The organism is Bacillus sp. PS108, from assembly GCF_037963335.1.
GTDB lineage: Bacteria > Bacillota > Bacilli > Bacillales > Bacillaceae > Bacillus > Bacillus subtilis.
The window spans coordinates 3,607,099-3,626,612 of record NZ_CP150155.1; the positions used below are offsets into that span (position 1 = coordinate 3,607,099).

General features: G+C 42.1%; 19 protein-coding genes and 1 pseudogene. 13 read left to right on the plus strand and 7 right to left on the minus strand.

Going from position 1 to position 19,514, the window contains the following annotated elements:
- Window positions 1-11: 11 nt before the first annotated feature.
- Entirely contained in the window at window positions 12-1,193 is a 1,182-nt protein-coding gene (gene pgsB, locus NSQ16_RS18680; RefSeq protein ID WP_003227883.1) for a poly-gamma-glutamate synthase PgsB, read from the minus strand.
- A gap of 783 nt (window positions 1,194-1,976) precedes the next feature.
- Here pgsB and NSQ16_RS18685 point away from each other — a divergent pair.
- The 8 genes from NSQ16_RS18685 (at window position 1,977) to NSQ16_RS18720 (ending at window position 8,699) form a co-directional block, all read left to right on the plus strand.
- Complete coding sequence (locus NSQ16_RS18685; RefSeq protein ID WP_029726015.1) at window positions 1,977-2,957, plus strand: LacI family DNA-binding transcriptional regulator; 981 nt, start codon at window positions 1,977-1,979, stop codon at window positions 2,955-2,957.
- Between the two features lies 1 nt (window position 2,958).
- The gene (gene rbsK / locus NSQ16_RS18690) at window positions 2,959-3,840 is read left to right on the plus strand and encodes a ribokinase (protein ID WP_029318754.1); all 882 of its coding nucleotides are present in this window, start codon (window positions 2,959-2,961) and stop codon (window positions 3,838-3,840) included.
- On the plus strand, window positions 3,837-4,232 hold the full coding sequence (rbsD, locus tag NSQ16_RS18695) for a D-ribose pyranase (protein WP_029318753.1): 396 nt from the start codon (window positions 3,837-3,839) through the stop codon (window positions 4,230-4,232). The genes rbsK and rbsD overlap by 4 nt, the downstream gene beginning before the upstream one ends.
- A 15-nt stretch (window positions 4,233-4,247) precedes the next feature.
- Window positions 4,248-5,729 carry a ribose ABC transporter ATP-binding protein RbsA gene (gene rbsA, locus NSQ16_RS18700; protein ID WP_339232388.1) on the plus strand — a complete coding sequence of 494 codons (1,482 nt, stop codon included), beginning with the start codon at window positions 4,248-4,250 and terminating at the stop codon, window positions 5,727-5,729.
- A 1-nt stretch (window position 5,730) separates the two neighbouring features.
- Window positions 5,731-6,699 (plus strand): ribose ABC transporter permease RbsC, encoded by a 969-nt coding sequence (gene rbsC / locus NSQ16_RS18705; RefSeq protein ID WP_003227873.1) that lies wholly within the window; start codon window positions 5,731-5,733, stop codon window positions 6,697-6,699.
- Between the two features lie 12 nt (window positions 6,700-6,711).
- Entirely contained in the window at window positions 6,712-7,629 is a 918-nt protein-coding gene (gene rbsB / locus NSQ16_RS18710) for a ribose ABC transporter substrate-binding protein RbsB (RefSeq protein WP_160221864.1), read from the plus strand.
- An 81-nt stretch (window positions 7,630-7,710) separates the two neighbouring features.
- Window positions 7,711-8,247 carry an SH3 domain-containing protein gene (locus NSQ16_RS18715; RefSeq protein ID WP_021480756.1) on the plus strand — a complete coding sequence of 179 codons (537 nt, stop codon included), beginning with the start codon at window positions 7,711-7,713 and terminating at the stop codon, window positions 8,245-8,247.
- Window positions 8,248-8,402: 155 nt separating this feature from the next.
- On the plus strand, window positions 8,403-8,699 hold the full coding sequence (locus tag NSQ16_RS18720; protein ID WP_003227867.1) for a DUF3892 domain-containing protein: 297 nt from the start codon (window positions 8,403-8,405) through the stop codon (window positions 8,697-8,699).
- A 39-nt stretch (window positions 8,700-8,738) separates the two neighbouring features.
- Here the strand turns inward: NSQ16_RS18720 and NSQ16_RS18725 are convergent, their stop codons facing one another.
- The 3 genes from NSQ16_RS18725 to alsS form a co-directional block, all read right to left on the minus strand.
- A complete protein-coding gene (locus tag NSQ16_RS18725) occupies window positions 8,739-9,266 on the minus strand; it encodes an NAD(P)H-dependent oxidoreductase (RefSeq protein WP_017696598.1) in 528 nt (175 codons plus the stop codon).
- Window positions 9,267-9,364: 98 nt separating this feature from the next.
- Window positions 9,365-10,132 carry an acetolactate decarboxylase gene (budA, locus tag NSQ16_RS18730; RefSeq protein ID WP_024572687.1) on the minus strand — a complete coding sequence of 256 codons (768 nt, stop codon included), beginning with the start codon at window positions 10,130-10,132 and terminating at the stop codon, window positions 9,365-9,367.
- Window positions 10,133-10,193: 61 nt separating this feature from the next.
- Window positions 10,194-11,906 carry an acetolactate synthase AlsS gene (gene alsS / locus NSQ16_RS18735; protein WP_014478171.1) on the minus strand — a complete coding sequence of 571 codons (1,713 nt, stop codon included), beginning with the start codon at window positions 11,904-11,906 and terminating at the stop codon, window positions 10,194-10,196.
- Window positions 11,907-12,063: 157 nt separating this feature from the next.
- Here alsS and alsR point away from each other — a divergent pair, with 157 nt between their 5' ends.
- Both alsR and NSQ16_RS18745 read left to right on the plus strand, forming a co-directional pair.
- Window positions 12,064-12,972 carry an acetoin biosynthesis transcriptional regulator AlsR gene (alsR, locus tag NSQ16_RS18740; RefSeq protein ID WP_003227859.1) on the plus strand — a complete coding sequence of 303 codons (909 nt, stop codon included), beginning with the start codon at window positions 12,064-12,066 and terminating at the stop codon, window positions 12,970-12,972.
- Between the two features lie 210 nt (window positions 12,973-13,182).
- A complete protein-coding gene (locus NSQ16_RS18745; protein ID WP_080529885.1) occupies window positions 13,183-14,511 on the plus strand; it encodes an arsenic transporter in 1,329 nt (442 codons plus the stop codon).
- A 55-nt stretch (window positions 14,512-14,566) separates the two neighbouring features.
- On the opposite strand, the gene NSQ16_RS18750 is transcribed toward NSQ16_RS18745, so the two are convergent.
- The 3 genes from NSQ16_RS18750 to cotH form a co-directional block, all read right to left on the minus strand.
- Window positions 14,567-15,244, minus strand: a complete 678-nt coding sequence (locus NSQ16_RS18750) for a DUF2642 domain-containing protein (protein ID WP_003227857.1) — start codon at window positions 15,242-15,244, stop codon at window positions 14,567-14,569.
- 59 nt (window positions 15,245-15,303) lie between these two features.
- Window positions 15,304-16,446, minus strand: coding sequence for a spore coat protein CotB (cotB, locus tag NSQ16_RS18755; protein WP_160221865.1), 1,143 nt, complete (start codon window positions 16,444-16,446; stop codon window positions 15,304-15,306).
- Window positions 16,447-16,573: 127 nt separating this feature from the next.
- Window positions 16,574-17,662: a spore coat protein CotH gene (gene cotH / locus NSQ16_RS18760; protein WP_015714831.1), complete on the minus strand. Its 1,089-nt coding sequence runs from the start codon at window positions 17,660-17,662 to the stop codon at window positions 16,574-16,576.
- A gap of 140 nt (window positions 17,663-17,802) precedes the next feature.
- On the opposite strand from cotH, the gene cotG reads away from it, so the two are divergent.
- The 3 genes and pseudogenes from cotG (at window position 17,803) to NSQ16_RS18775 (ending at window position 19,513) form a co-directional block, all read left to right on the plus strand.
- Complete coding sequence (gene cotG, locus NSQ16_RS18765) at window positions 17,803-18,390, plus strand: spore coat protein CotG (protein ID WP_010886627.1); 588 nt, start codon at window positions 17,803-17,805, stop codon at window positions 18,388-18,390.
- Between the two features lie 173 nt (window positions 18,391-18,563).
- Entirely contained in the window at window positions 18,564-19,181 is a 618-nt protein-coding gene (locus NSQ16_RS18770) for a flavin reductase family protein (RefSeq protein WP_160221866.1), read from the plus strand.
- 177 nt (window positions 19,182-19,358) lie between these two features.
- A pseudogene (locus tag NSQ16_RS18775) lies at window positions 19,359-19,513 on the plus strand (hypothetical protein).
- Window position 19,514 lies beyond the last annotated feature (1 nt).

Here is a 19,514-nt window from a genome sequence, read left to right on the forward strand (position 1 = left end):
TGCATTTCCCCCTAGCTTACGAGCTGCTTAACCTTGTATTCGTGGATTTTTTCAATTAAAGGCTCTGCGGCACCATGAATATTGCCGACGCCATATATGACACGGTTGTGCATTCTTTTCTTTAACAATTCCATAATTTCATCTGTTGACTTATACTCTAGATCATGCAGTTTGTCTGCAGGAATTTTGCCTTCTTCGTAGGCTTTTACGATCGGTTCTGTTGTTTCACCGATTAAGATCAGTTCACTTGCTTCAATATAAGGCAATACGTCATTTGCGAATTGCTGTGTCCGATCGACACGGTCTGCGCGGCAGTTCATGATGATGATCGGATCATCGGTCGGGTAACCGATTTCTTTTACACGTTTCCATATATTCAAAGTAGAAGAAGCGTCGTTTGCGGCAAACCCATTAACAAAGTGCCCAGGCTCGCTCGGACTGATCAGCGGAAGAATTCTCATTGCTCCCGGATCTGGCGGCGCATTCAGCATTCCCTTAAATGCTGTTTCTTCATCAATGCCGAGTGCTTGAGCTACACCCAGCGCCAGAGAAGCGTTATCAGGGAATACCATGTATTCAAATTTACGTAAATACTCATCTGTAATTTTTGAGTTATCAGCAATGATGACTTTTGTGTTTCGTTCTTTTGCTTTTTGTTTAAAGAACTCGGTATATTCACTATCTGTAATGACAAGATGGCCATTATAAGGAATTGTAGCGGTAAACGCTTCTGCAATTTCATCAAGCGTCGGCCCCATGACATCCATATGGTCTTCTAAAACATTCACAATGACGCCGATATTGGCCTGCAGAAGTTCTTCCTGAAAGATGATTTGATAATCTGGGTTAACAGCCATGCATTCACTGACAATCGCGTTAGCCCCTCTTTCTACTGTTTCTCTCATGACTTCTTTTTGCTCTCCGATATTCGGCCCCTGAGGTTTCCGTTTAATCGGCTTTTCCTCCGGTGTGTCCCAGTAAATCATTCTTGCATCTGTTCCTGTTGTTTTTCCAACAGTCTTGTAACCGGCTTCTATTAATATTCCGGTTGTCAGCCTTGTCACAGTCGATTTTCCGCGGATGCCGTTAATATTCACCCGAACAGGGAGGGCATCAATGTTTTTCTGATGTCGTCGTTTTTCTAATATTCCGATGACCAGTATGACAGCACAGGCTATAATGAGTAACCACATTGCTTTTCGACATCTCCTTCTATATTGTTGTAAATTCATTCATCAGTATATAGAATCACTATGAATTCTCAATCGGCATTATGTAACATAATCTTCCCTAATCGACTAAGCCAAACTTCTCTTTTGAAAGAGATTTTATACCTACAAACTGTTTTCTATTTTTGGAAAACAGCAGGACTTATACCTCATCACTTTTTTTAAAAATCGAAGAGAATGCGCTTTCATTTTTCCCCTGATATCCTTCTGGACGTATAGTCACACCCTGGTGTTTGTGTTTAATATGCATTTCAAATCAATCTTTTTTTCAGCCTGTGTTATCAAGCATCTCCTGCTATCATGCGTGTTTCCGGTTCTTATGAACACAAAATAGTTTTATCCTGTTTCTTAAGGACAAGGTCATAATGTCATCCTTTCTGCATGGAATAAGCAATATGAGGCCCATTCCAAAATGACTAAGGAGGTTCGAGATGAAAACGCTAAACATACGAGTCCGAATTCTCTAACATAATTAAACATTTTCTGGGATGATAGTCTTTTCTGTTTCTCACCATTTACAGGTCTAAACGCATGACTTTGAAACAATTTTAATAAAACTTAATATTTGTTCAAGAAATCTTCATCCATATTTGTGAAGACTTTGTCAAAAAAAGAGTGAAAACCTTAAATTTTTCAATTATATATACAATTTACAAGTAGATTTCTTTTGATATTTTTATTGCTAACTTTGGATTGTTCATGATAATCTATCTATGTAAACGGTTACATAAACAAGGAGGAGCTGTTTTGGCTACAATTAAAGATGTCGCCGGAGCGGCGGGCGTTTCAGTTGCGACGGTTTCCCGCGTCCTGAATGAGAATGGCTATGTACACGAAGAAACGCGAACGCGTGTCATAGCGGCGATGGCGAAGCTGAACTATTACCCGAATGAAGTCGCCAGATCTCTATATAAAAGAGAATCCCGACTGATCGGACTTTTGCTCCCGGATATCACAAACCCTTTCTTCCCCCAGCTTGCCCGCGGTGCGGAGGATGAATTGAACCGGGAAGGCTATCGCCTTATTTTCGGCAACAGTGACGAGGAATTGAAAAAAGAACTTGAATACCTTCAAACCTTTAAGCAAAATCATGTCGCAGGCATTATTGCCGCAACAAATTACCCGGATCTCGAGGAATACAGCGGCATGAATTATCCAGTTGTTTTTCTGGACAGAACACTTGAAGGGGCTCCTTCTGTGTCCAGTGACGGCTATACAGGAGGAAAGTTAGCCGCTCAGGCTATCATTCACGGAAAAAGCCAGCGCATTACGCTCTTGAGAGGACCCGCTCACCTGCCGACCGCTCAAGACCGATTTAACGGCGCTTTGGAAATCTTAAAGCAGGCTGAAGTTGATTTTCAGGTCATTGAGACAGCTTCATTTTCAATTAAAGATGCACAATCGATGGCGAAGGAGCTGTTTGCCGCTTATCCAGCGACAGATGGTGTGATCGCGAGTAATGATATTCAAGCCGCTGCCGTTTTACATGAAGCATTGCGGCGCGGAAAAAACGTGCCGGAGGACATTCAAATTATCGGCTATGATGACATTCCGCAAAGCGGACTTCTGTTCCCGCCACTTTCTACAATTAAACAGCCCGCATATGATATGGGGAGAGAAGCTGCCAAACTGCTTTTGGGTATCATCAAAAAACAGCCGCTGGCAGAAACGGCAATTCAAATGCCTGTCACCTATATAGGAAGAAAGACGACAAGAAAGGAAGATTAAGATGCGTAATATTTGTGTGATTGGTAGCTGTTCTATGGATTTAGTGGTCACCTCGGACAAACGCCCAAAAGCCGGTGAAACGGTTCTTGGCACGTCATTTCAGACTGTGCCGGGCGGCAAAGGAGCAAATCAGGCCGTTGCCGCAGCCAGACTTGGGGCTCAAGTGTTTATGGTCGGCAAGGTCGGAGACGATCATTATGGAACAGCTATTTTGAATAATCTCAAAGCTAACGGCGTTTGCACTAACTATATGGAACCGGTTACACATACAGAAAGCGGAACCGCTCATATTGTGCTTGCTGAAGGCGACAACAGCATTGTCGTTGTCAAAGGCGCGAACGATGACATCACCCCAGCGTATGCGTTAAACGCGCTCGAACAGATTGAAAAGGTCGATATGGTGCTGATTCAGCAGGAAATCCCAGAAGAAACGGTTGATGAGGTGTGCAAATACTGCCATTCTCACGATATTCCGATCATGCTAAACCCGGCACCGGCCCGCCCGCTCAAGCAGGAAACAATTGATCACGCCACCTATCTGACGCCGAATGAACACGAGGCTTCGATTTTATTCCCTGAGCTTACCATTTCTGAAGCTTTGGCGCTTTATCCGGCAAAGCTCTTTATTACGGAAGGAAAACAAGGCGTCCGCTATTCGGCTGGCAGCAAAGAAGTGCTCATCCCGTCCTTCCCTGTAGAGCCCGTTGATACAACCGGAGCCGGTGATACGTTTAACGCAGCCTTTGCCGTGGCCCTGGCTGAGGGAAAAGATATTGAAGCCGCATTGCGGTTTGCCAATCGTGCCGCTTCCCTTTCTGTCTGTTCCTTCGGGGCCCAAGGCGGAATGCCGACAAGAAATGAAGTAGAGGAGCTGCTGTCATGAAAAAACACGGTATACTGAACAGCCATCTTGCCAAGATTTTAGCAGACCTTGGCCACACTGATAAAATTGTCATCGCGGATGCCGGACTGCCGGTTCCCGACGGCGTTTTGAAAATTGATCTTTCACTGAAGCCGGGCCTTCCGGCTTTCCAAGATACAGCGGCAGTACTGGCTGAGGAAATGGCGGTCGAAAAAGTCATTGCTGCAGCTGACATAAAAGCATCCAATCAGGAGAATGCGAAATTTCTAGAAAATCTTTTCTCTGAACAAGAGATTGAATACCTTTCTCACGAGGAGTTTAAGCTGCTGACAAAAGAAGCAAAGGCAGTCATAAGAACAGGAGAATTCACACCATATGCCAACTGCATTCTGCAGGCGGGTGTGCTTTTCTAGAAAGGAGGATGAAACATGCAGATTAAAATGAAAGACATTCATAAAGCATTTGGAAAAAACCAGGTGCTGTCAGGTGTTTCCTTTCAGCTCTTACCTGGCGAGGTTCACGCGTTAATGGGAGAAAACGGCGCCGGCAAGTCCACGCTTATGAACATTCTGACAGGCCTGCACAAATCGGATCAAGGTCAAATCAGCATAAATGGAAACGAAACGTATTTTTCCAATCCAAAAGAAGCGGAACAGCATGGGATAGCCTTTATCCATCAGGAATTGAATATCTGGCCGGAAATGACTGTTCTGGAGAATCTATTTATCGGTAAGGAGATATCCTCCAAGCTGGGCGTTTTACAAACAAGAAAAATGAAAGCGCTAGCAAAAGAGCAATTTGACAAACTCTCCGTCTCTCTTTCTCTTGATCAAGAAGCCGGCGAATGTTCCGTCGGACAGCAGCAAATGATCGAAATCGCAAAAGCGCTTATGACAAATGCCGAGGTCATCATTATGGATGAACCGACCGCAGCGTTGACTGAACGTGAAATCAGCAAGCTCTTCGAGGTCATTACAGCGTTAAAAAAGAACGGCGTCTCCATTGTCTATATTTCGCATCGCATGGAAGAAATTTTTGCGATTTGCGACAGAATTACCATCATGCGTGACGGAAAAACGGTAGATACAACAAACATCTCAGAAACTGATTTTGATGAAGTCGTCAAAAAAATGGTCGGACGGGAGCTGACTGAACGATATCCAAAACGCACTCCTTCTCTCGGTGATAAAGTATTCGAGGTGAAAAATGCCTCCGTAAAAGGGAGTTTTGAAGATGTCAGCTTTTATGTTCGTTCCGGTGAAATCGTCGGTGTTTCAGGATTAATGGGAGCCGGCCGGACAGAAATGATGAGAGCGCTGTTCGGTGTTGACAGGCTGGACACGGGTGAGATATGGATCGCTGGGAAAAAAACGGCTATTAAGAACCCGCAGGAAGCCGTGAAAAAAGGTCTCGGCTTTATTACAGAGAATCGCAAGGATGAAGGGCTTCTGCTCGACACCTCGATCCGCGAAAATATTGCCCTGCCCAATCTGTCCAGCTTCTCACCAAAGGGCCTCATTGATCATAAGCGGGAGGCTGAATTTGTCGATCTGTTAATCAAACGCCTCACTATCAAAACAGCATCACCGGAAACGCACGCACGCCATTTATCAGGAGGAAACCAGCAAAAAGTGGTGATAGCCAAGTGGATCGGCATCGGACCGAAAGTGCTTATCTTGGATGAGCCAACAAGAGGTGTGGATGTTGGCGCCAAACGAGAGATTTATACGCTGATGAATGAGCTGACCGAACGCGGCGTCGCTATCATCATGGTGTCATCAGAGCTGCCTGAAATTCTGGGAATGAGCGATCGGATTATCGTTGTCCATGAAGGCAGAATCAGCGGAGAAATCCATGCGCGAGAAGCAACACAAGAACGAATTATGACACTTGCCACGGGAGGGCGGTAATATGAAAACGGAACAACTGCAAACAGAACAAAAACGGATTCACTTCGACGGAGTCATGCAAAAACTCGGCCCGTTTCTTGGTTTATTTATTCTCGTTATCATTGTATCTATTTTAAATCCCAGCTTTCTTGAACCGCTGAATATTTTAAACCTGCTTCGCCAGGTCGCCATTAACGGATTAATCGCGTTCGGGATGACCTTTGTCATTTTGACAGGCGGCATTGATCTTTCTGTCGGCGCTATTCTTGCCCTGTCCAGTGCTTTAGTTGCGGGGATGATTGTGTCCGGTGTCGATCCGGTTCTCGCGATCATCCTTGGCTGTATCATTGGTGCCGTACTAGGCATGATCAACGGATTATTGATTACTAAAGGAAAAATGGCACCCTTTATCGCCACGCTTGCGACCATGACTGTGTTTCGCGGACTGACGCTAGTGTATACAGATGGAAATCCGATTACCGGACTTGGCACAAACTACGCTTTTCAGATGTTCGGACGCGGTTACTTTTTAGGCATTCCTGTACCGGCAATTACGATGGTTCTTGCCTTTGTCATCCTTTGGGTGCTTCTTCATAAAACACCATTCGGACGCCGAACGTACGCTATCGGCGGCAACGAAAAAGCCGCGCTCATTTCAGGCATCAAAGTGACGCGCGTGAAAGTGATGATCTATTCTTTAGCCGGGCTTTTATCCGCTCTTGCAGGTGCCATATTGACTTCCCGCCTGCATTCGGCCCAGCCGACTGCGGGAGAATCGTACGAACTTGATGCTATCGCGGCAGTCGTCTTAGGAGGGACAAGTCTTTCCGGCGGCCGAGGACGCATTGTCGGCACGTTAATCGGGGTGCTGATCATCGGCACACTTAATAACGGGCTTAATCTGCTTGGCGTTTCATCATTTTATCAGCTGGTTGTCAAAGGGATTGTTATCTTAATTGCGGTATTATTAGACCGCAAGAAGTCAGCTTAGGAGGGTTTTCACATGAAAAAGGCTGTATCCGTCATTTTAACGTTATCATTATTTTTGTTAACCGCCTGTTCGCTTGAGCCTCCCCAATGGGCAAAGCCGTCAAACTCGGGGAACAAAAAGGAATTCACCATTGGCTTGTCCGTCTCAACGCTTAATAATCCTTTTTTTGTCTCATTAAAAAAGGGTATCGAAAAAGAAGCTAAAAAACGGGGAATGAAAGTCATCATTGTTGATGCACAAAATGATTCATCGAAACAGACAAGTGACGTGGAAGATTTAATTCAGCAAGGTGTTGATGCATTATTAATCAACCCGACTGATTCTTCGGCGATCTCAACGGCAGTAGAATCTGCAAACGCAGTCGGTGTGCCCGTCATAACAATCGATCGATCTGCCGAACAAGGAAAAGTTGAAACCCTCGTTGCTTCCGATAATGTAAAAGGCGGTGAAATGGCCGCGACGTTTATTGCCGACAAACTTGGAAAAGGAGCAAAGGTGGCAGAGCTTGAAGGCGTCCCCGGCGCATCTGCCACACGGGAACGCGGCTCAGGATTCCATAACATCGCAGACCAAAAACTCCAAGTTGTCACAAAACAATCAGCTGACTTTGACCGCACGAAAGGCCTGACTGTCATGGAAAACCTGCTGCAGGGACATCCTGATATCCAAGCTGTTTTTGCTCACAACGATGAAATGGCGCTCGGTGCTCTCGAGGCAATTAACAGCTCGGGGAAAGACATATTGGTGATCGGTTTTGACGGCAATAAAGATGCGCTCGCTTCCATTAAAAACGGAAAGCTGTCAGCCACCGTCGCTCAGCAGCCTGAATTAATCGGTAAATTGGCTACAGAAGCAGCAGATGATATTTTGCACGGGAAAAAAGTGCAAAAAACAATATCCGCGCCTCTCAAACTAGAAACACAAAAATAATTGTCTGATGTTTAGGAACCTGCGATAACGTGAATAGAGATATAGAATGAATTATTTCTCTTACGTGAGGAGAGGAACGGCATGAACAAACCAACAAAACTTTTTTCAACATTAGCACTTGCGGCTGGAATGACTGCGGCGGCGGCTGGAGGCGCTGGAACGATCCATGCTCAACAGCCAGAAACAACGGTAAGCATTGATGATTTATACAGTTATCCGATTGACTCTTATTTGGTATCAGCAGAGGCTCTAAATGTCAGAACGAAGCCTTCCGCATCAAGCCAAAAAGCCGATACGCTGCACTTAGGAGATAGCCTAAAGCTGATTTCCTTCTCAAATGCTGACTGGGCAAAGGTTCAGTATAAAAACGGAAAAATAGGATTTGTCTCCACTCATTACATTGTAAAAGCAGCGACAACGGTAAAAACCAAAACAAAAACAAAAGTATATACATCCGCTGATGGAAAGAGCATTAAGACTCTTCCAGCAGACACAAGCGTTTCTTTTTTAGGCTGGAGTAAAACGAATAAAGGCGGTTTTGATTTTGATTGGGTATTCGTTGATTACGGCGGTGCGACAGGTTATATGAAAACAAAGGATTTACACATGACAAAATAACTGAGAGGGATTCCGCATAAATGCGGAATCCCTTTTATTATGAATTGATTTGTCACATTCCCAAGATATTTCTCAGGAAATATTGTCGTATGCTGTGTCGAAACCTTACATGATCATCAACATTTTTGTTCACGCTAAAAAGCGGAGGTGTAAATATGGATCAATTTGAAGCAGCATATGAATCGTATAAAGCCCGGCAAACAACTGTCGATCAAGAAAATGTTCCATCTGGAAAAGAAGAAATTATTGCGGTTAGAAGAAATGAGGAAGACAATATTATCGCAGTGAAAACCAATACAGGAAGAGAGCTCGACTATCCTACTGCGCTGTCAGAAGCAAAATCAGGAAAACTCGCTCATGTTGATGTCTTCCATAAATACGGGCGTGACATTTTGCGAAGTGAACCGGACGGCATCAAGGAAAATAACCTGTCTGAGCTGCCGGATTTTTAAACAAATACAGCCCTGCCGTATGTTCGACAGGGCTTTCTTTTAAACAAAAGGCTGCTGGATGTATTCGGCTAACCGTTTTGCACTGTGAGAAATATCCCCTGCAGCTGCATAATTCACGCCATAGAACACATATGGAGGCAGATACTTCATGCCGATCAGATTACTCGTGGCCTGAAATGGTTTCAATAGCTCACTAATCGAGTAATGATTTGCTCCGCCCGCTTGATATTTTTCCGCTTCGCTCCCTGTTGATACAGCCAGCATCAGCTCCTTGCCATGCAAGGCATTTCCTTCTGAACCAAAAGCCCAGCCGTAAGTCAGCACAAGATCCTGCCATTTTTTCAAGAGCGGCGGAGAGCTGTACCAATATAGCGGGAATTGAAAGACAATCCGATCGTATTCCTCGCACAGCTGCTGTTCCTTCGCAACATCTATTTCTTCATCCGGGTATTCCTTATAAAGATCACGTACTGTGATATTGTCGTGTTTACTCAATTCCTCAGCCCACGCCTTATTGACAACTGAGGTCTCCATATGAGGATGAACTGCCAAAACCAATATTTTCATCAGACCACACCTTTACTGTTTTGATGTTATTTTATCTAAAATCAGGAAAAGAGCCAAATAAAAAGAAAGCCCTGTAAAAGGGGCTTTCTTTTTTTCTTTTATTCAGGGCTTCCTTCAGTTGTTTCGATATCTTTCGCAAAATCAGGGTTATCCAGATTCGCATTAAAGAAATCCGCTGTGTTCGGAAGTCTGAGATTCATGTTCATTTTTTGAGAAATCGTAACCGTGCAATCCTCAAGCACATAGTCAAAAACGTGTCCGCCTGAATTGCGTCCTTCGTCAATGAAGTGCAGGTGATAGCCAGAAACGGCGATTCCGTTTGCATAAGCTGGTGTCAAGAAACCTACGATTGTTCCTCTCACGTTGTCGAAGTTGAAAATCGGCTGTGTTTTGACCGCTTCAACCATTGGCACGTAAGGTTTTTCTTGAAGTTCTACCGTTCTTGTCTGCACCTTTTTAAACAATCCGTCAATACGAATTGCATAAAATAAGTTTCTGCTTGGCAGCATGCTGTTGATCTCTTTTTCAAAGTCTTCGCGTGTCATTTTCGCATCAATTTTGTGCGTCATGTCCGGTGTAAAGAACGTAAATGAACAGAACGGTGAACGGTCTCCTTTTTGGACCGGTGTCGCGGTTCCGTCTGAGCGAAGACGGTAAAATTCGCCGTCAAACCCAATCAGCTCTCCGTCAAGCTTGTTAAAGGTTCCGATACCGAAGTCTCCATATTTCGGAATCTCTGACAGTTCAAAATCTCCGTCATATACTCCGTCTAATAGAGAAGTCATTGTTGATACTTGATAAATCTGGCTCACAGGCTGATCTTTTTGACCACGGCTGAGCACTTGAATGTTGCTTTCTCGTTTCATATTTCCCTTCACTCCTTTTATTTAGTGCTGTTCATAAAACAGTGTCGTGATGCGCAGAGTGCTAGAGAGCTTTCGTTTTCATGAGTTCCCCGAATTCTTTCGGAAGCTTGTCACTTGCTAAATTAATGTTATCACTGTAGTCAACCGGGACATCGATGATGACAGGACCTTCAGCGTTCATGCCTTGACGCAGAACATCTGCCAGCTGGTCTGGTGATTCTACGCGCAAGCCAGTTGCTCCGAAGCTTTCCGCATATTTCACGATATCGATATTTCCGAAATCGACCGCAGATGTACGGTTATATTTTTTCAATTGCTGGAATGCAACCATGTCATATGTGCTGTCGTTCCATACAATGTGTACAATTGGTGCTTTTAGTCGTACCGCTGTCTCTAATTCCATTGCTGAGAATAAGAAACCGCCGTCACCAGAGACAGAAACCACTTTTTCTCCCGGTTTCACCAATGAAGCGCCGATTGCCCAAGGAAGCGCAACGCCGAGTGTTTGCATACCGTTACTGATCATTAATGTTAACGGCTCGTAGCTGCGGAAATAACGTGACATCCAAATGGCGTGCGAACCGATATCGCAAGTTACTGTAACATGATCATCGACTGCATTACGCAACTCTTTAACGATTTCAAGAGGGTGCGCTCTGTCTGATTTCCAATCTGCAGGCACCTGCTCACCTTCATGCATATATTGTTTTAAATCAGAAAGGATTTTCTGCTCACGCTCTGCAAATTCTACTTTCACAGCATCGTGTTCGATATGATTGATCGTGGACGGAATGTCACCGATCAATTCAAGATCAGGCTGGTAAGCATGATCAATGTCAGCGATAATCTCGTCTAAATGGATAATTGTCCGGTCTCCATTGACATTCCAGAATTTCGGATCATATTCAATCGGGTCATAGCCGATCGTCAGAACAACATCTGCCTGCTCTAGCAGTAAATCGCCAGGCTGGTTGCGGAACAAACCGATACGGCCAAAATACTGATCCTCTAAATCTCTAGAAAGGGTACCGGCAGCTTGATATGTTTCAACAAATGGAAGCTGAACCTTTTTCAAAAGCTTGCGAACCGCTTTAATTGCTTCCGGTCTTCCGCCTTTCATGCCGACCAAAACGACAGGAAGTTTTGCTGTTTGGATTTTTGCTATGGCCGCACTGATTGCATCATCTGCTGCAGGACCGAGTTTTGGCGCTGCAACAGCACGCACGTTTTTCGTATTTGTGACTTCATTCACAACATCTTGCGGAAAGCTCACAAAAGCGGCCCCAGCCTGCCCTGCTGACGCTATCCTAAATGCATTTGTAACAGCTTCCGGTATATTTTTTACATCTTGAACTTCTACACTGTATTTTGTAATCGGCTGGAATAGCGCCGCATTATCCAAAGATTGATGTGTCCGTTTTAAACGATCTGCACGGATCACGTTTCCAGCAAGCGCAACGACAGGGTCTCCTTCAGTGTTCGCTGTCAGCAGGCCTGTTGCCAAGTTAGAGGCACCCGGTCCTGATGTGACTAACACGACTCCCGGTTTTCCAGTTAAACGGCCGACTGCTTGGGCCATGAATGCTGCGTTTTGTTCGTGCCGGGCAACGATAATTTCAGGTCCTTTATCTTGTAAAGCGTCAAATACCGCATCAATTTTTGCACCTGGAATGCCAAATACATGTGTGACACCTTGCTCCACTAAGCAATCAACAACAAGCTCCGCCCCTCTGTTTTTTACAAGGGATTTTTGTTCTTTTGTTGCTTTTGTCAACACCCTCACTCCTTATTATGCATTTTAAACGTAAAATTTTAAATATCTTGTGATAAGTTTCACTATACACTCTTTGGAAATTGACCTCCAATATCGATTCGCCTTATGATTAATATGTAATACGAATTATTAACCTATGGAAAGGAATGCATATTGAATGGAGCTTCGCCATCTTCAATACTTTATCGCAGTAGCCGAAGAGCTTCATTTCGGAAAGGCTGCCCGGCGGCTGAACATGACGCAGCCTCCTCTCAGCCAGCAGATCAAACAGCTGGAGGAAGAAGTCGGAGTTACGCTTCTGAAAAGGACAAAACGATTTGTCGAGCTTACCGCAGCAGGAGAAATCTTTTTAAATCATTGCCGCATGGCATTGATGCAAATCGGACAAGGAATTGAACTGGCACAGCGGACGGCCCGCGGCGAGCAAGGCCTTCTCGTAATCGGTTTTGTCGGATCAGCTACATATGAATTTCTGCCGCCGATTGTCCGGGAATATCGTAAAAAATTCCCATCTGTGAAAATAGAACTGCGTGAAATATCCTCGTCTAGGCAGCAGGAGGAGCTACTAAAGGGCAACATTGATATTGGTATACTTCATCCTCCCTTACAGCATACAGCTTTACATATCGAAACCGCCCAAAGCAGCCCTTGTGTTTTAGCTTTGCCTAAGCAACACCCATTGACTTCTAAGGAATCAATTACGATTGAGGATTTAAGAGATGAACCAATTATTACTGTTGCTAAAGAAGCATGGCCTACTCTATACATGGATTTTATTCAGTTCTGTGAACAAGCGGGCTTCAGACCCAACATTGTCCAGGAAGCCACAGAATATCAAATGGTGATTGGTTTAGTCAGTGCCGGAATTGGTATGACATTTGTTCCTTCCTCAGCCAAAAAATTATTTAATTTGGATGTTACTTATCGAAAAATGGACCAAATACAGCTTAATGCAGAATGGGTTATCGCTTACCGCAAAGACAATCATAATCCGCTTATAAAGCATTTTATTCATATTTCAAATTGTCAGCAGACAAGAACTAAAGAGAGTGATGCAGGTACATGAACGATACTTGCAATCTCTTTTTTCTTTTGGGATTCTTATGGAATTTTTATTAATTTAATATAATCGCTTAGTACAACTTTATATCAGTATACGTATACATACAGTACAAATAGTTGGCAAGGACATCAGTAAGCGCAGGACATTAGTTTGATTTTAAAAATGAAAGATAGAGAGGTGAAGTAAATTATTGAGTTCACCGGCATATTCACATTGCTCGCTTTTTTCGTAACAATGATTTTTATTTTCTGGAGACCAAAAGGACTAAATGAAGCTATCCCCGCCACATTTGGCGCTTTAATGGTTTTATTGTGCGGAAGTGTGTCATTGGCAGACTTAGGGGAAATCGGAACAAAAGTCACGGGTGCATCGGTTACAATCCTTGCCACTATGATTATGGCCATTGCACTAGAAAGCTTTGGTTTCTTTTATTGGGTGGCTGCAAAACTGCTCCAACAATCCAAGGGTTCAGGCATCAAGCTTTTTTGGCTAACCAATTTGCTCTGCTTTCTCATGACCATTTTCCTGAATAATGATGGGAGCATTTTGATCACAACTCCAATCCTTTTGCTTGTACTAAAATATTTAGGTTTAAAAAAACATCAAAAAGCCCCATATTTATTAAGCGGTGTTTTAATAGCCACAGCCTCTAGCGCACCGATTGGCGTAAGTAATATTGTTAATTTAATTTCTCTCAAAATCATTGGAATGGATCTATATCTTCACACCGCCATGATGTTTGTCCCTAGTATGATGGGACTCATTTTTATGACTTGTCTACTGTTTATGTTCTTTTATAAACGTCTTCCCAAGAACCTGCCAGATATACCGGGCCATTTTCAGTCTCTGCGGCATAGAAGGTACCATCCTCTTCATTCGCCATCAGCTCCTTTACCAGAACGAAATCAAACAAAAATCATGTTGTTTGTGCTTGCATTTGTTTTTCTCGTCAGAATGAGTCTATTTGCAGCATCATATACCGGTATTTCTGTTCCTCTAGTCGCTGTCATCGGATCTTTTATCCTGTTGAGCTGGAGATGGATTTATTTCAAAACCTCCCCAAGAGACTTGTTATATAAATCGCCTTGGCACATTTTTATATTCGCTTTTACTATGTATGTCTTAATTTATGGTCTGCATAATATTGGATTCACAGAGTTACTTGTGAATTATTTTGAACCTGTGGTTTCTGGAAGCCTCGCCCATGCAACTTTCGCATCAGGTATCTCTACTTCAGTTTTTTCTAATCTCTTTAACAACCATCCAGCGTTAATGATCAGTACTTTTACCTTAACTGAAATGACCCTGAATCCTTCAGCAACAAAAATCATCTACTTGGCCAATATTATCGGCAGTGATATCGGTTCATTATTATTACCTATGGGAACCTTAGCAACGCTTATTTGGATGCATATATTAAAACAGCATGATGAAAGTATTTCATGGGGCGAATATATAAAAACGACCATTATCATCATTCCGCTGACTGTTCTTTTTACGTTAACATGTTTATATTTTTGGATCAGTTGGTTATTTCTTTAGCACAGTATGAAACGAAAAACTGCCTTCTGCTTTTAAGAGGGCAGTTTTGTATACACTAGGGAAGATGCATTGTCTTTAGATGATTTAACTTCCAAATGACTGGCTCTCCACTTGCGTTAATAAGCTCAATGATATTATTAGAGACATCCTTTAATAGACCAACTTTTTCTGGCACCTCTCCCATATCAAATATGACCAATTCACCAATATTTTTTTTGATCTGCTCCTCAAAATTACGCACAAGAGGAACTTTGGAAGGCACGACCGGCAATTGTGAGTTGTCAAGAGTATACGGTGTTTGTTCAGTTGAATAAGGGGTAAACCATTTTAAATGATGCATAGATATAAAAAGTATTTTAAATACGGGTGAGAAAAATACAATATAATCGTTTAAAACATTTGTAACATACCCATGGATCGATCGACCCCCAGTTACATAAACTTCAATAAACTGGCCTTTGACCTTGTTTAATGTATTTCTATATGAAAAAGCTTGAGTTTCTGCCTCTATCATTGGATCTTCCGGATTGATCAAAAATGGCTTCTCAGTACTGGTCATTATTTTCGCCTTGTTCATTTGATGAAGATGCAACAAGGGAATATAAAGATAATTGCAGCCATCAAAAATAACAAAAATATCCTGTCCGATATCTATGAGGGTGCCGACAAACCTTGTATCTCCTGAAATGACAACCTCAACATCTGTGTTAAGGAATTGATTCAAACCTTTCACGATTCTCCTCCTTTAACTGAAAAAGGGCATCACTTAATCTGATGCTCCTCCATTATCTATTAAAATTTACGTTTCCAGTGATAGTCTATCGTTCTGACAATCGTTTCATAGCTATAATCTTCCTTTTGTTTTCCTGAACTTTTTATTGAACTTGAATAACCTGGTGATCTTGATGATTGATAATCTGATGATCTTGGTGATCGTTTAGATGATTTTGATGATTGATAATCTGAAGATTTTAATGATCGTTTAGATGATTTTGAAGAACTTTTTGAACGTGACGAACGGTCAGATTTGGATGATTGATAATCCGAAGATTTTAGTGATCGTTTAGATGATTTTGAAGAACTTTTTGAACGTGACGAACGACCAGATTTGGATGATTGATCATCTGAAGATTTTAGTGATCGTTTAGATGATTTTGATGAGCTATATGATTTTGAAGAAATGAACGAATTGCTGTCCTTATCATTATTGTCTTCCTGGTTTTGTTCATTTTTTTGATCCTCTTTTTTGTACGACCCTTTTGGACCTAAGCTGATGCTTTTTATGTGAAAAGGATAGATGCGAAGCACCTCTTGATTTTTCACTATAGTATAATGGCCGTCGGCATTATCTACAAGGATACCCTCAATGGCTTCCGGACCTCCACGATTAATTGAAACCCATTTATGAGTCAGACTCTTAAAAACCTCGCTTAAATCATCAGCTTCCAAAACTCCAACTGGCGTCTGCTCTTCTATTTTCAAATCAGGCTCGTGTTTACTTATACTTTTGATGTGATGGATATTAAAATACACTACCCCATCCTCATTTGTGTTTAACGCAGCGTAATCATCTCCCAGCCAGACCAATCTTCCTTTTTTAGATTCCGGACCCCCTTGGTTAAATTGAACTGATTGGTTTATTAAATGTCCGATTAAGCTATGAAAATCATCAGCATCGAGCATTTCCTCAGTCTCAATTGTTGTGGTGCTATTATTGGTATCCTCAGTAATACTTTTCACATGCTCCAACTGATAATAAATTATTTTTTTTTCAGCTTGTAAAGCTATATAATCTGATTTTACAGCTGTTAATTTTCCTTTTTTAGATTCCGGACCTCCACGATATACAGTAACAATTTTATCTTTCATTGAGTGCAAAAAGTTATAATACGATATTTCATTATTTGAATGATATTTCATTCTCCTCTTGCTCATTCAAATTCCTCCTAGTCACTTATACATAGATGATAAACATACTGCATATATACGTGTCACATTTATTTGTTGAACTAATTCAATAGCCTAATTGTCGCTTTTTCCGCGAATACCCATTTTCACGCATTCATAAAATACTTAAATGATCTTTGAGGTATTGTGAACGGTTTTTAATATACTCGCAGATCACATCCGGCTCACGGTCAAAACGCTCAACATCATTCTTTTTATATGGGTCCATCAAGATAAAAGGCCTAATCCGCTCATACATCGCCATGATTTTCGGTTCCATATATTCTATTGTAAAAAGAGATTGGAGCGTTTTTTCTAACAGGCGCCTGTAGGACTTGCGAAACTCGGATTCATCCAATATCCGGGCGGTTAGTGTATTAAATCCTTGAATTCTTACATAATCGGCAGCCATCCGCTCTCCATGGATATCCCTGCCCCAAGTCGCATCATAATCCCAAGGAATCACCTCAAATAATCCGGTTTCCCCGCTTCTGTATAATGCGTAGTTGTGGACAAACCCGTCATAGTTTGAGGTGAATACAATACCGGCAAGCCAGCGCAAATACTTGTCGACATCCACATGCTTTGTCACTTCTGACTTAAACTGAGCTTTAGGGACCGTATTAATTTTAAAAATCATATCCTGTAAATAAAAATCATCCTCCTCAGTCCCTGTTTTCTTTTCATATCCAAGCTCCAGCGATGTTTTCGTTTCCCTTTCTAAATCGCTCATCAGAGAAAAGTTGGCATCATCATCCACCGCATAAAAAATCGCGCCATCAGCCAGCTTCCTTTTCGCCAAATAATATTCATCTACGGATTCAAGTTCAAGATAAACCCCTTCATTCTTCCCATTCATCTTTACAAACACAAACTCTGCCTTTGGAGACAGTGTCCCTAGCTCCGAGAAAAAATCCAGAGACAATTTGTTTCTCATCAAGGAAGGATCTTTATACTCCGCATTTAAGTGAATCTCTCGCGCGCCGCGGAATGTTTTCGGCTGATAAAAGGAAATATGGTATGACTTCTTTTTGAAGTCTCTGATATGTGATCCCCGATAAGCGATATCAATATCCAGCCTTTTTTGATTTACCTTCATCACAGCTGGCACCGGATCATCGTCCCATATATCCTTTTTTAATTCACGCAAGTCTTTTGGATGAACAAACAGCTGATAAAGCGGTAAATTGGATTGATTCTTCATCCATAATCCTCCTTACAAATTTTAGGCTTTTATTTTTATAAGATCTCAGCGGAACACTTATACACTTTTTAAAACCGCGCGTACTATGAGGGTAGTAAGGATCTTCATCCTTAACATATTTTTAAAAGGAGGATTTCAAATTGGGCCACTATTCCCATTCTGACATCGAAGAAGCGGTGAAATCCGCAAAAAAAGAAGGTTTAAAGGATTATTTATACCAAGAGCCTCATGGAAAAAAACGCAGTCATAAAAAGTCGCACCGCACTCACAAAAAATCTCGCAGCCATAAAAAATCATACTGCTCTCACAAAAAATCTCGCAGTCACAAAAAATCATTCTGTTCTCACAAAAAATCTCGCAGCCACAAAAAATCATACTGCTCTCACAAGAAATCTCGCAGCCACAAAAAATCGTACCGTTCTCACAAAAAATCTCGCAGCTATAAAAAATCTTACCGTTCTTACAAAAAATCTCGCAGCTATAAAAAATCTTGCCGTTCTTACAAAAAATCTCGCAGCTACAAAAAGTCATACTGTTCTCACAAGAAAAAATCTCGCAGCTATAAAAAGTCATGCCGCACACACAAAAAATCTTATCGTTCCCATAAGAAATACTACAAAAAACCGCACCACCACTGCGACGACTACAAAAGACACGATGATTATGACAGCAAAAAAGAATACTGGAAAGACGGCAATTGCTGGGTAGTCAAAAAGAAATACAAATAATCTAAGTTTTCATTGTTTCAATAGGCTGCCGGCGGAGGTACGGAAGCCTATTTTTTTATTTGCCCTGTATTAGATATATGTCATGACATAACATATGCAACCCGCATCATTTGGTTTCCTTTAAACCATTTCGTTATAATCAAGGTATCCTAACGATAAAGGCGGTTGTTGCTATGTACATATTTCAAGCTGATCAGCTTAGTGCCAAAGACACATACAAGCTATTGTCAGGTACCGTTATTCCCCGCCCCATTGCATTTGTGACAACACTTTCTTCAGAAGGAGCGGTCAATGCCGCGCCTTTCAGTTTTTATAACGTCGTCAGCTCAGATCCTCCGCTTCTCAGTATTTCTGTTAACAGGACGGAAGGACGCCAAAAAGATACAGCGCGAAACGCAGTGGAGAACGGAGAATTTGTCGTTCATGTCAGTGATGAAGCCATCATTGAAGATATCAATGAAACAGCTGCAAGCTTAAGGCCGGATGAAAGCGAGCTTACACGCACCTCGCTTCATTCTATTGAAAGCAAAGCTGTTTCAGTTCCCGGCATTAAGGAAGCCCGCGTTCGCTTTGAGTGCAAATTAGAGCGGCATATTACCTTTGACAATGATCAAGGCATCACTACAGCAGATCTGCTCATCGGAAGAGTTGTCTGCTTCCACCTAGATGAAAAGGTGTATGATGCAGAAAAGGGATATATTTTAACGGATGAATTAAAGCCTGCCTCACGATTGGCGGGAAATCACTATGCCAAGCTGGGGGAAGAATTCACACTGATTCGTCCCAGCTGAAGAGAAGGACTATTTAAATAGAAGAAACTAGTCAAAAAGACCTTATGATTACAAAATATCGCCTGTAAATAACTGAAAAAATATCAAAAAAAAGAACACCCAGAGTAAGCTCGGGGTGTTCTTTTATGAAACGTTTTTCCTTTTTCTTCGTATAAAGGTAGATTAGGAGGAATTGGAATGACAAACTTTTGGATTTTAATGCTGATCGCTATTACCATCAGTCTCGCCTCTCAATTTTTTATAAAGAAAAAATACGGTATAAACAGTATATGTACCACATTGTAGAGGTCTCCCTTATGTTTATGCTTTTGATTTATATTTGTACCCTATAGT